The sequence below is a fragment of the Nocardia sp. NPDC004582 genome (genome assembly GCF_053602115.1).
Map to the genome: position 1 here is coordinate 1 of NZ_JBSGCY010000012.1, position 12,642 is coordinate 12,642.

A 12,642-nucleotide genomic window follows, 5' to 3' on the forward strand; every position below is an offset into this window, starting at 1 on the left:
CATGTCCAGCAGGATCATGAAGTAGCCGGCGCAGAGAGCTCCCAACGCGCCCCACGGATTTCGTTCCGTCGCCACGGGACATCCCCCATTTCTTTAGTGCGCACCAACCTGGTGACCGGTGAGCACGGCGACGAGGTCGTGGGCGAGCTCGGCTACACGGGCGTGCCGGTGATCGGCGCGGTCGGGACCAACGGCCCGCGCCCCGCACAGTGATCGACGGTACGGACCAGTGATCGACAGCACGGATCTCGTGATCGACACCGCGGAAACCGGCTCGGTGTCCGTCGGTGCGACACGGTAGGATTCGCGGCGAAAGGGAGGGACGATGAGCGAATTCAACTTGGGCGGTGTGCGTTTCGACGCGGACACGGTGCTGGCCGCGGCCGCCGACCTGGAAGCCGTGGCGGATCGCCTGGAGGCCGCGCTCGGCGCGGACGCTCAGGCCCTGGCCGTGCCCGCCGCGGGCTCGGACAAGGTGTCGCTGTCCGCGGCCGAGACTCTCAGCGCCGTCGGCGCGTCCTTCGTGGATCAGAGTGGCGGCGGCGTGGACGAATTGCGCAAGCTGGCCGCGGTCGTCCGGCAGCAGGCCGCCGCCTTCGGCAAGGTCGAGGCCGACAACTCGACCGACTTCACGAACCTCTGATCGGCCGGCGCCGGTCCGGGGATCACTCCGATTCGCGTGAGCGAGACTCCATCTCGCTCAGCATCGCGTCCGTCCGCGCATGCCATCGGGCCGCGTTGCTGCCGTCCAGTTGACCGGCGAAGGCCTGGCGCGCGGTCGCCACGAGATCATCGGTGGCATTCGGATGCGCGCGGGCGATAGCCCGGAGTGCGGTCCGGGTCTCCTCGTCGAGCCCGGTCGAACTGCGCAGCCCCTGCCCTTCCAGTGCGCGCGCCAGCATGCTCTCGAAGTTCAGCTTCAGTTGTTCCTGGCTGGGACGGCCATGCCGCACGTCCGTCTCCTTCTGCTCCGGCGTCCGGACCATCGTATCGGGCGGGTTGTCGTCGCCGCGGCTCCAGCCGGCTGGGCGTCAGAGCGTGAAGTGACGGGGATCGCCGGAGGACAACCGCCAGTCGTCGGCGAGCAGCGAGTCCAGTGCCGCCTGGAGCAGTGCGTGCTCCGGGCTCCCCGCTTCGAGCCACCGTCCCCAGTTCACATCGAGGGTGAGGACCAGGATGCTGTCGAACCAGATCCTGAAGGTGACCGGTGGCAGGTAGGGCGCGGTATCGGGGAGCGGGCCGAGCCAGGTGGTTCCGTCCGCCTCGGTGGTCACGGGGACGGTCAGGGCGTCGTCCCACAAGGTGACCTGGAGGGAGTCCGGGTTCGGCGATTCGCCGGTCCGGATGAAGCGGGTAGCGGTACTCAGCGGGGCGACGCTCTCGAACATCACGAAATACCCTGGCGGGCAAGTGATCGTGTCCAGCGCCTGCCGGTAGGTGCCGATCAAGGCCGCATCGGTGAGGACCGGAAACCGTGTGACGACAGCCGGATCCGGGCCGTCGCCCGGCGGCACCGTCGTATCGGCCCGCAGCACTTCCCAATACTGGTCGGATGGCCGCGGGTCGTCCACATTGATGTAGGTGTCCTCGATCGCGCAGGTGAACCAGAGATCGAAGCCCGCGGGGCGCACGACATTCGAGAGATGGTCGCGCACGCGCAGCGCATCCGCGAACAACACCTCGGAGCTCTCGACCTCGGCGGGAAAGCCGCGGGTGAAGGTCAAACTCTCGCCGTGCGGCCGATACTCGCTGAAACCGATCACTGAACCTTTCTCCATCCATCACCGTCTCGGACGATCTGTCCCAGCAGGTTGCCATTCTCGTCCACGAAGCGGACGGCATCGAGATTGGCCAGGTTCGGGTGCAATTTCTTGTTGACGGTGAAACCTCGTGCCAGCTCGTCGAGCAGGTTCCCGGCCTTGCGGACAGTGCCGTTCGGGTCGACGATCTCATAGTCCCATCCGTTCGCGCCGAACCGACGTTCATTTCCGCCGCCCAGCGGCTGGACCCGTCCTTCCGGTGGCATCTCGGGCATGACCACCGTGGTCTCGGCGGACGGTATCCGGTCCGGCACCGGCGCTACGGCCTTGTCCGCCCCGTGCAGTGCGGCGCCGTGCATGCTCGTCGCCTGCTCGGGCAGATGTTTCATCCGTTCGATCTCGACACGTCGCTCGATCGTCGTCGACCCATTGTTCGTGGTGCGTTCGACGAGGATGTCGAACGACTTGTCGCCGGACACACCGGGATTGAAGCGGACGCTCAGCTCCGGGTCGTGCCGGACCTCGCGGGACAGGCGGTCGAGTTCGGTGAGCTCGGCGGCCTTGTCGAGCACCTGGTCCATATCGCTCACTCGGGCGCGCGGGACGGTCTCTCCCATCCAATCCTCGAGCCCGCCCACGTTGCCGCCATCGACTTCGCGGTTGACCAGGTCCGTGAACTTCCGTGCCAGGTCGGGGCGCCCGGCGTTCTCCAGCGCGGTCACGATGTCGCGGGCGTCGTCGTGGAAGTTCCCTGGGTATCCCGCGAGCTCCTTGATCGGCTCGGGCGCGGGCGGGTTCTCGCCGGGCCCGGCGACATCCTCCGGACGGGGCAGCAGATGCTCGTGGTTCTGCTCCACATACTCGGCGAGCGCCGCGTCGTGCTCGTTGAACGACTGCCACGCCCGGTCCGCCCGGTCGCGCAGGCCGATACTGTCGACGAGTTCGCCGAATTTCGCTCGTAGTACAGGCAATTCGGCGGCCCGCGCGGGATCGTTGGTGGCCGCGAAGATGTCGTTGACGTGCGCGCGGACCTGTTCGAATCGATCCTTCAGCTGCTCGTGGCCGGGAGCGACTTCGGCGGCGCGAGGCAGGAAGTCACGCGAGTATTCCGCGAGGTAGCCGGACATCGCCGGGTCGTGCCGGTCGAACAGCTGCCACATGGCGGCGCTGTTCTCGGAGTCACGCAGACCGAGACGGTCGAATTGCTCGGCGAATCGCTCCCGGAGGTCCGGCAGTTCGGCGGCCCCGGCGGGATCGGCGGCGGCACGGTCGATTTCCGTCGCCAGGCCGCGCAGGTTGTCGAAGCTGTCGCGAACCTCCGGTGTCAGTTCGCCACGGTCTCGCGGCTGTTCGGGCCGGGCCGGGTCAGGGGGCGTCGACCCGGGATCCCGAGTCGGTTCGCCGGGGATTCCGCTGCGCGCCCTGGCGCGTCTTTCCGGAGGCTCCTGCCCCTTCGGCGCGTGCTCGTCCGGTAGCCCCTGCTGTGTCGCCTCCCAGAATCGCCCGCTCACATTGCGTTTGAGTTCGGTGCTGAGCGCCGTTTCCTCCGGGTGCATGGCCCGGTTCTCGTCCTTGGCTAGGGCCTTGAAGTCGCGTTGCACCTCGTAGAGCGCGTGCTCGTAGCTGGCGACGGCGTCGATATGGCTCAGATGCAGGCGCAGTTCGGCGATGTGGCCGTTCTCCAGCTGGACCTTCATCTGCAGGTCGCGGTAGCCGGAGGGCGTGGGGCGGTCGAAGCGGTCCTCGAATTCGACGATCCGGACCCTGGGGTCGTTCTCGATCATCTCGAGTGCGCGGTAGGCGTCGGAGACGTGGTCGAAGACGATCTTCGCGCCGACCAGGTCGGTCAGACGGGAGACATCGCCGTCGTATCCCTTGACCTTGTCCCAGGCCCGGGTCTCGTCCTTGGGGGCCTCGCGCCAACCGGGTTTGCCCTCGGTCTCTCGCGCGATGTCGCGGACGACGTCGTTGAGCGCGTCCTGGGAGGGCCGCCAGATGTCGTACTGCTTGCGCAGGAACTCGCGCTGGTATTCGGGATCGTCGAGTCTGCTGTAGTCGAATTCGGGTTGCCTGCGCGCCGATTCGGGCACGTCGCTGACCGCGTCCCGGATCTCGTGCGACATCGCCCGCTCCGCCGGGGTCAGCGGCGTCGGCTCGATGTGAACCGGTTCCGCCAGCGCCGCTTCCGGTCCGCGCTCCGCGACCGCCTTGACGGCATCGTGCAGGACGGGCAGGCCATCGGGGTGGGTGAGCAGTGACGCCAGCGTCTTCGGGCGTTGCAGCAGCGAGTGTTCGAGGTGCTGGTCGTTCCGGAGCAGTTCGGCCAGCTCGGGATGCTGCGGCAGCAGATCCCGGATGACGGCGCTGACCGGTGTGTCGACACCGTTGATCGCGGTGGTGACGCCGAGTTCGTCGGCCCGGTCCAATGCCGCCGCGACGCGAGGCTGCTCCAGGTAGCCCTCGGCATCGGGTGCGGACGGGCCACCGGTCTCGCGCGACTCGGGCGCGGGACCCTCGTGCTCGCCACCCGGCTCGGAGGAACTGGGAGACTTACCTTTTCGCAGCCGCGGGTCCTGGATCGCATCGTCGGGACGATGCTTGAAGCCATCCGGCGTGCTCGCGTGGTCGCGGGCGCTGTCGAGGAGGTGGTGGTACAGGACCCGGGCGGGTTCGGTCGCGCCTTCGCCGTGATACCGGACGTCGGTGAACGCCTCGGCCACGGCCTCGGGGCCGTCGAATCTGCCGTTCTCGTCGAAGCTGTAGCCGCTGAGCTGATCCAGCCAGTCGTGGAACGCGTCCTTGTCCATCCCGCCGCGGGTGGCCTCGAAATGATCCGCGAGAGCCTTGTACGCGGTCAGCTCCGCGTGCTCCTGGGACTCGATGGCGAGCACATGCCCGAACTCGTGCACCAGCGTGGAGTGGATCGGACGGTCGGCGGACCCGGGGACCAGATGGCCGTCCGCCTCGTCTTCCGCGATCTCGCGGGCCATCCGTTCGGGATCGAGCGCGTAGTCCCGGTCCAGGACCACCTCGTCGGTGTACATGCGGCCGGACGGGCTGTGCCCTTCGTAGGTCGCCGCGTAGGTGCCGGGGTCGCCGATCGAGTCGATCGAGACCTTGCGCAGATCCACGTCCTTGTAGCGGGTCAGCATCTCGTCGATGGCGCGGGCGAATTCGCGCGCCACCTCGGGGTCGAGTTTCGGGTGGTCGAAGCCCGACACCTCGAGGCCCCACTTGTCCGCCAAGGCGTCCGCGACCTGCTGACTGTCCCGGTGCGACCATTCGTCTTCCGGCCGAGGCGACCAATCGCCGTCTGCCGGTCCGGGTTTCGACGAATCGGCCGGCGTGTGCGGATCGTGGGCGGCGAGGGCTTTCGAGTTCTCGCGAGCCTTCGAGCTGTCGCGGGTCTCGGGCTTCGCGGCGTCCGGGGTGTGCGCCCGCGCCTCATGGCCGCCCGTCGGCGTCACGACGAGAGCGGGTGCGAGGTCCGGGTGTGGTGGCGAGCTCGAGGCCGGATCGGTTTCGTGCGCCGCGTCGGCGCTGTCGGGACGCCCGCTCTCCGGGTGTTCGCGCTGAGTCTCGTGCCGCGGCTTGTCTCGCGGTTCCTGGTGGTCCCCTGCGTCCTTCGGTGTCTGCTCGCCGTCCTTCGGTGTCGGCTCAGTGCGATCCGATGTCGAATCCTGCGGCCGGTTCTCCTCGGTCCGAGGGTCCGTCCGCGATCGGTCCGGTTCCGGTGACTTGCCCGCTGGATCGCTTCGGTCCGTCGGCTTGCCCGCCGGAGACTGCTCTGGCTTCGCGCCGGATTCCGCTGGGGTCGCACGCGTGTGGCTGTCGGAGGCGACGTCGGCGGCTCGGGCTTCGGGACCGCGGCCCAGTGGCGCGGCTCGGTCCTGGGCGCCCGCGACGAGATTGCCGCGATGGTCGGTCGCGGCCGTTGTCGCGCGCGGCGCCTCACCGGCTTGTGGAGTGCCGGCACGCGGTGCGGTCGTGTCAGCGGGCTTGGGGGTTGCCTCGCCGAGCTTGGCGCCCGTCTCGCCCGCCTTCGGGCCCGCGTCGCCGAACTTGGCGCCCGCATCGCCCAGTTTCGCCCCGGTATCACCGGTTTTCGGGCCTACGTCGCCGGTTTTCGGCCCCGCATCATTGAGCTTCGTGCCCGCATCGTTGTGCCGCGGACCTCCGTCGCCCGTGGTCGGTGCGTTGGTCTGGAGATCATTGCGCGGGGCTTCCGCGGCGGGTGTGGCTCGCTCCCCGGTCGTGGCGTCGGCCGGGGCGTGGCTGACCGGTTGTTCGGACGCCGAGGCAGGGTGAACATCGTGCGGCGGTGCACCGTGTTCGGGCTGCTCGCCCGCCACCGTGGTCTCGGGTGCGGGGGCGCGGACCTCGGGTTCGGGGGTATGCGGGGTACTGCCGTCGGGACCGCTCCTGGCCGTGGTCGCCGGTTCGCTGGGAGCGCTGTGGCCGTTCTCCAGACCATGGTTGGCTCCGCCGCCGACACCCATGGCCAGGCCGCCGATCAGCAGCTCGGTATGGAACGTCTTGTCGACCTTGCTCCAGTCGCCGCCGTTGTCGTAGAGCTGGGTCGCGAGCCCGGTCCCGTACATGCCGAGGGCGCCCATGCCGCCGCCGACGCCGCCGGCGATGGCTCCGCCCAGCTTCGACGGAAGCCGCGTATCCCGCAGCAGGTCTCCCACTTTCGCGTGGAACGGTGCGCCGACAGCGCCGCCCACTCCCCACTGGAGACTGGTCTGGAAGGTCTGCTTCAGGTTGAAGCCGTCGTCGCGGTGGCCCTCCAGGATCTGGATGAACTGGGTACCGGCATCGAGCCCCGCCCCCATCGCGCCCGCGCCGAGACCCGAGATCAGCGACTTTCCGCCGTACTTCAATGCGGTGTTGAGCAGCGGCCGCGTCGCCGCCTGCGCCGCGAGCTTTTCGCCCAGCGGCACCGTGATCTCGCGCAGCAACGGCTTGGCGAGGGCTTCCAGGGCGGCCCGGGCTCGGAGCAGTCCGATCCGCTCCATGACCTGTTCGGCGAAGATGCGCAAGGTTCCGCGCGCGGTGAGCAGCACTTCCGGTACGAGTGCCTCGCCGAACAGGGTCATGCTCAGCTGGAGCACGGTGTACAGCGTGAGCAGCGCGAAGATCTCCGACTGGATCTTGGCGTACTCGATTTCCGTTGCGGTGGCGCGCGTATCGTGGCCGAGCTGGTTCAAGCATTCGACCAGCTTCTGGATGGAATAGTCCTTGCCGTCGAACAGCGTCGCGAGCTCGGCGCTGACCTGCACCGCGCCGTCGCTGTCGTAGAACTGGGGGAGCTTGCCGGTGACGGCCCGCAGGTCGGGTTCGAGCTTTTCCAGGTCGGCGGCGGCCTGTTTCCAGGCGTCACCCAGATCGAACAGTGCGTCCTGATCGCCCTTCGGATAAGACATTCCGAAGTTGAGGGCCGCCATCAGCCAGTTCGGTAGGTGGTCTCCAACCCAGGTCCATCCGGACAATCATCGGCCTCCACTTCACGGCTGATCGTAAGGTCCGGGCTCCCAACCGGATTGGAAGAATCTTCGCGTCACCCTACCCAGAGTGCTTCTGCCGGTCCAATTCTCGCGAGATTACCGGGCGTCGCCCACCCAGGTATAGCGGAAGGTTGGGGCCTCGCCCGCGGTACGCCGGGCGAACTCCTCTTCCCAGATCCGAAAAGTCGTGCGGTAGAGGCCGGCGATCCGATCCCGCTCCTCGGGGACGATTCGCCGCCTTTCCCGCTCGGCCCGATCGAATATCGCCTCCACCTCGCGGTACATATCGAATACCGGGCCGTCGCCGCGGAGATACGTGCTGCGCGCTTCTTCGGTCGCGCGGATGAAACGTTCTTCGGTCAGCTCCGAGAAGTCCAGGTCCGCACCGGGTTCCAGGACCGCGTCGATATCCTCCGCCGACGCCGGTTCGAAGGCGCCGGTCCGGATGTTCAATCGCTGACCGACGACCATGCCGTGTTCGGGTTCCTCGAGGCGAATGGTGCCGTTGCGGAACCGGAAGAAGGATGGCGACTCTTTCAACCAGAGCATTGCGCCTGCCTTTCGGGATCTTCCGCGCGGTCGAGGCACATCATCGCATCGGCGGGCGTCGCGCGATCATTGGCCCGGCGTCGATCACCAGCCGGGTGTCGCGGCATCCGAATGCGCTCGGGCCTGGGGATCGTGCTCGAACTCCTCGACATTCTCGAATCGCGGTCCGGAATCGACATCGGGTTCCCGGCGTTCGGCGGCATTCGGCGGCGCCATCGAAACTTCCGGGGGAGTGGGCATCATGGCCTGGATATCGGGCATGAGCGGAAAGACCTCGGACAGTGTCGGCATCTTGGCCTTCTCGGCCTGCAAGGCCGCCAGGATCTCGTCCGACTTCTGCCTTACCTGGACTGCGGCTTCCTGCGCGGCCGCGGTGACGGCGGCGGCGATCTCGGAATAGGTCAGTTCGTCGATGTCATCGGAGAATTCGGTCTTGATGACGGCGCCGTCCGCATTGACGGTGACCGTGACCCGTCGCCCACCGGCCCGTGCGCTGGCCGTCAGCCGGGCTCGGTCCCGCTGCGCTCGCGCGACGGCGGCGAAACTGCTCTGCACCATCTCGGCCAGGTCGGCCAACTGCGCTTTCGCGGCCTCGTTCGTCATGGATCAGAAGCCGTTCTTGTTGGCTTCTTCCATGTTCTCGAACTTGGTCGCGGCATCGCGCAGGCCCTTCGAGTATTGCGCCAGCAGCGTCGTCTTCGACCCGAGCGCGGCCAGCAGACCGGGCTTGCGCGCGTCGTATCCGCTCTCGCCTTCGGCGAACTTGTCGCCGAATTCGTCATGACCCCAGACGCCCTCATGAGCGTTCGCGGCCGCGGTGATCGCGTTGAGAATGCCCGTGACCTTGGTGTTCACATCATCGAGTCCACCTGCGACGGAACGCATTCCGGCGATCTCGACCTCAACCTTGCTCATGTCGAACCCCCAATGTTCATCCAGCCATCAGGTTGCGATCATATACGCGTCTACTCGGCGACACCTGCCAAGATCAGCTGAAAATAGGCGCTGTCGAGATCGATCTCCGGGCCCACCAAGGACCGGGACAGCAGTGTGCGCGTCACGGCGCCGGTCTCGGCCGCGGCGATCAGCGCGGTGAGCCAGGACGACGCGTTGCCGCCGAGTACCTGTATCAGCACGTCGTACACGGCATCTTCGTTCCATACGCCGGGGAGCGCGTCCTGTACGACATGCGCCTCCGGGGACTCGCCGCGGTACCACGCGTGGCCATCCCACCAGTAGCAGAACGACATCAAACCGTTCGCCGCCCTGGGGCTCAATACCGGATCGGCGACCCAGCCCGGAGCTCCCCGATAGAACTGCGGCATTGTCGCGCCGCCGTTGTACACGGCATCCAATTCCGGTGCGTTCCATATTCCGCCGGAAAGCACCGCCCTCCCGTGGGGCAGCCGATGCAGCGTCGAGCCGCTGCGAGTCCGGCCCTCGAACCAGCCGAGGGCGCTCGTAACTCGCGGTCCGAGCGGGGATTTCACAGCCACGAACGCGGCGGAGACCACCGCCCACCGCGCCCACAGGACCGGGAGCGGCGGAAGTCCCTCTCCGGCCGGAACCGCCGACCACCCGCTCGTGGTGTCGGCGTGCGTGGCCGCGAAGGCGGCACTCGGTGTCCGCACCTGCCGATCACCGTGCCCGATGTACGCGGCCAGCCACACCGGTAGCCGATCACGCGGATATTCCAGCAGGTCGGCGAGGTACGCCTGCGGGGGGAACAGCTGCTGGTCGGGGAAAGGCTCAGTGCCGTAGTCGTATTCGATCCGTGCTGGACCGGTCGTGGTGACGGCGGCGAGAAACCGCCACCAGGGACCTTCCGCCGACGCCGCCGCCAGATGCCGAGCTTCCCGCAGCAATTCGACCGCACGCCGCGACAGCGGCACCTGCGCCGCCCGCTGTCCGTCCGACACGATGACCTGCGCGGCCTCATCCGTGACGGTCATCGCGACGGCCGCTTCGAGCCGATCGAACCCGTCCGGGATCATGGCGAGAAGTTCGTCGGCTATCTGGTCGGCCACCTGTTCCGCGGTGCTGCCCGATTCGGGCGCGGCGATCGTCGCGGCCATTCGGAAACCGACATCCGGCGACTCAGCAGTCGAATTGTCCTGACTCACACTGTCCCTCGCTATCCACTCAGCTTCCGGTGATCACCTGAATAGCAGCCCGCTGAGCCGCCTCGCCGACCTCCCCAACCCGAAACCCGCGATTCGCGATGTGCCGCACAAACTCCGCCTCCGGCGCCAGCCCATGCTTGTGCAGATAGTGCGGCACCGCGCCCGCCCACACCCACACCCCGTCGGTCCGGAAGTTCAACGGCACATCCCGATCCCCAGGCGCGAACTCATCCTGCTCGAAGCTTCGCGCCGCCAACACGATCGGTGCCGACTCCAGATATGCCAGCACCGCCGTTCTCGTATTCCCCTCCACCGCAGGCCGATCCACGACGGGCCGCCCGCCGGCATCCTTGCCGTCATAAACGCGCGCCATCCGCGGCGGCTGCACGGCAGTCTGCGCCGGCTCGATCTTGACGGTCGTCTCCACGGTAGGCCCGGATTGCACGGGCGCGAAGGGATTGGCCGGGGGAGTGGATGCGAACGGATTCGCCGGCGGAACGGGCGCGAAGGGATTGGCCGCCGGTGCGAACGGGTTGTGCGCGGCATTCATCGGTGCGTAGCTCGCCCGAGGTTGGACCGCCACCCGTGGTCGCGCCGACTGCGCCACCAGCCCCGCAACGGTCGCGGCAAAGGACATCAGCAGCGCCAGCACCATCATGATGAGGCCGATGTTGAGGTATTCCCAGAAGTTGGGCCCCATGATGGCGAAGGTGGAAGTCAGCCCGGTGATCTCGCCCGTGAAAATGAGCGCGGCGGCGGCCGCACCTGCCGGGCGCACGGCCGGATTCCGGGCGCCCGCACCCGCGAGTAGCGCGATCGCCACCACGGCCACGATGATCAGCACGAGCACGAAATGCACCAGAAGCAGCGGTGCCGATCCGTCCGAGTTCGTGCGCCAGATGGATCTGAAGCCCGAGCTGTCGCTGATCGCCGGCTTGAACGACCCCACCAGCTCAACGACCGCCGCGACAAGTAGGAACACGCCGCTGACCCGATCGGCTGCCCCACCGACTGCCGGATCGGTCTCCTGCGGCGCACCGCGTTTCGAGACCACGGCATCACGCAACCCGCTCACCAGCGTCGCGATCGCGACCAGCGTCGCCAGCGTGAGCACCCAGAATCCCGCCGCCGGTGAGATGTTCTCCTTGAATCCCTGCGCGTAGGCCATCACATCCACCGACGCGATCGACAACACCATCCCACCCGCGAACGCCGCGACCCACAACAAGACGCTGCGCCGAGCCCCCACCACGAGCAGTATCCCCGTCCCTCCCGCTACGAGCATGATGAGCACGTACGGCGCAGCGGAAAGCCAGTCGGCAAACCTAGGTCCTCCGCTCCCTTTCCAGACGGAGATTTCCCACGAACGACTTTGGAACTGAACGTTCGCCACCGGCAGCCACAACACCGCGAACACCAACGCCGCCGCCGCGATCAACAACCCCCCGGTGATCCGCCCCGCCCCCGCGGTCCCCGTTCCGCCGGCACCCGCAACGCCGTCATTCCGCATATAGCTCATAGCTCCGCCCATACCTCCCCGCGTGATCCTGCGACCCTAATTGCCCCGCTCTCCCGACGCCAACGAGAGCATCACCCGAGTAGGGTCCGACCATGGACCAGCAGGAGTTCGACCGCATCGCCCGAAAAGTCATGCAGCGTCGCAAGCCCCTCACCCCAGCCGACCAGGAACGAGCAGAAGCCATCCGTCGGCATACGGCCGACCTGGAGAACAAGGGCCGTCCCCAGGCCAGCGAGGATCAGATCAAGATCTGGCAGGCGTGGGGGGAGTCGGAGATTGCCCGAATCAACCGGGAACAGGGCGAGGCGAGTAGATGACGGAGTGTGATTCGGTTGAGCCGCTCGAACACTCCGAGGCCTTCGGCGCGATAGGGCGCGCGATCGCGGAGGATGCGCCGGACGGCTGGCAACAGCTTCGCCTGGACTACAGGGCGACCATTCAGATCGAGGCGGCTCGGATGCAGGCTGTCGATGCCGCTGGCCTGGTCTCCCATATCGAGGTACCCGATGCGGCTATGGACTGCCTCACGGAACTGCGTTCCGCGATGTATCAGCCGGGCACAGGCACCTGGTTCACCGCTCGATTCGTTTTGGACCTGGCCGGCGAGTACTCGGTGGAGTTCGACTACGAAAACGAGCCTGACTTCATACCCCAACTGACCGCCGGCGCGTACGCATTGGATCAGGAGTACTTCCCGCGGGACGCGGACCACACTCCAGATTGGCTGAGCGCCAAGCTGCGTGCGATCGAGTAGCCCGCAGCCGATTCGCGGGGCGGACTACTCGCCGCTCGGGTCGCTAGGCTCGGGTGCGCAACGTCAGGGGAGGGGTGCGCGGATGACAATCGTTTCATGGCAATTGCCGCTCTTCTACAGATTTGTCGAAGAACAGCGTGACGAGTTCAATATTGCTCTGGCACAAACTTTTCGGCTGCACAGTATGTTCTGGGCTTCGGACGAGGACGACCGCCGGAATCAACGTGCGGGCATGATCGCCGTGGGCCCACTGGCCATGGCCTGCCTGGCATTCGATGCCGATTTCGAGCTCGATGTCGAGTCCGACTACTTGCCCCGACACATCGTGCGGCGAACCTGGCTGGGCGAGGGGATGGGGCTTCCGTGAAGAGGGTTGAGCGGGAGGCGCTTCAGGCCATCGGCCGCGCCCTGATGGAGTCGGCGTCGGACA

General features: G+C 67.1%; 12 protein-coding genes. 4 read left to right on the forward strand and 8 right to left on the reverse strand.

Annotated features, from left to right (window positions below):
• Positions 1–325 precede the first annotated feature (325 nt).
• Complete coding sequence (locus ACWELJ_RS05975; RefSeq protein WP_452365059.1) at positions 326–643, forward strand: PE domain-containing protein; 318 nt, start codon at positions 326–328, stop codon at positions 641–643.
• Between the two features lie 22 nt (positions 644–665).
• Here ACWELJ_RS05975 and ACWELJ_RS05980 read toward each other — a convergent pair whose 3' ends face one another.
• From ACWELJ_RS05980 to ACWELJ_RS06015, 8 genes are all read right to left on the reverse strand, one after another.
• Entirely contained in the window at positions 666–953 is a 288-nt protein-coding gene (locus ACWELJ_RS05980; protein ID WP_452365060.1) for a hypothetical protein, read from the reverse strand.
• 78 nt (positions 954–1,031) lie between these two features.
• The gene (locus ACWELJ_RS05985; RefSeq protein ID WP_452365061.1) at positions 1,032–1,778 is read right to left on the reverse strand and encodes a hypothetical protein; all 747 of its coding nucleotides are present in this window, start codon (positions 1,776–1,778) and stop codon (positions 1,032–1,034) included.
• Positions 1,760–7,207 carry a WXG100-like domain-containing protein gene (locus ACWELJ_RS05990; RefSeq protein ID WP_452365062.1) on the reverse strand — a complete coding sequence of 1,816 codons (5,448 nt, stop codon included), beginning with the start codon at positions 7,205–7,207 and terminating at the stop codon, positions 1,760–1,762. Before ACWELJ_RS05990 ends, ACWELJ_RS05985 begins: the two co-directional genes overlap by 19 nt.
• Positions 7,208–7,363: 156 nt before the next feature.
• Entirely contained in the window at positions 7,364–7,816 is a 453-nt protein-coding gene (locus ACWELJ_RS05995; protein ID WP_452365063.1) for a hypothetical protein, read from the reverse strand.
• Between the two features lie 84 nt (positions 7,817–7,900).
• Positions 7,901–8,419, reverse strand: a complete 519-nt coding sequence (locus ACWELJ_RS06000; protein ID WP_452365064.1) for a YbaB/EbfC family nucleoid-associated protein — start codon at positions 8,417–8,419, stop codon at positions 7,901–7,903.
• A 3-nt stretch (positions 8,420–8,422) separates the two neighbouring features.
• Entirely contained in the window at positions 8,423–8,731 is a 309-nt protein-coding gene (locus tag ACWELJ_RS06005; RefSeq protein ID WP_452365065.1) for a hypothetical protein, read from the reverse strand.
• Between the two features lie 50 nt (positions 8,732–8,781).
• Positions 8,782–9,891, reverse strand: coding sequence for a hypothetical protein (locus tag ACWELJ_RS06010; protein WP_452365066.1), 1,110 nt, complete (start codon positions 9,889–9,891; stop codon positions 8,782–8,784).
• Between the two features lie 67 nt (positions 9,892–9,958).
• Complete coding sequence (locus tag ACWELJ_RS06015) at positions 9,959–11,458, reverse strand: hypothetical protein (RefSeq protein WP_452365067.1); 1,500 nt, start codon at positions 11,456–11,458, stop codon at positions 9,959–9,961.
• A gap of 92 nt (positions 11,459–11,550) precedes the next feature.
• Here ACWELJ_RS06015 and ACWELJ_RS06020 point away from each other — a divergent pair, with 92 nt between their 5' ends.
• The 3 genes from ACWELJ_RS06020 (at position 11,551) to ACWELJ_RS06030 (ending at position 12,579) form a co-directional block, all read left to right on the forward strand.
• Entirely contained in the window at positions 11,551–11,775 is a 225-nt protein-coding gene (locus tag ACWELJ_RS06020) for a hypothetical protein (RefSeq protein ID WP_452365068.1), read from the forward strand.
• On the forward strand, positions 11,772–12,212 hold the full coding sequence (locus ACWELJ_RS06025) for a hypothetical protein (RefSeq protein ID WP_452365069.1): 441 nt from the start codon (positions 11,772–11,774) through the stop codon (positions 12,210–12,212). The genes ACWELJ_RS06020 and ACWELJ_RS06025 overlap by 4 nt, the downstream gene beginning before the upstream one ends.
• An 82-nt stretch (positions 12,213–12,294) precedes the next feature.
• A complete protein-coding gene (locus ACWELJ_RS06030; protein ID WP_452365070.1) occupies positions 12,295–12,579 on the forward strand; it encodes an immunity 49 family protein in 285 nt (94 codons plus the stop codon).
• Positions 12,580–12,642 lie beyond the last annotated feature (63 nt).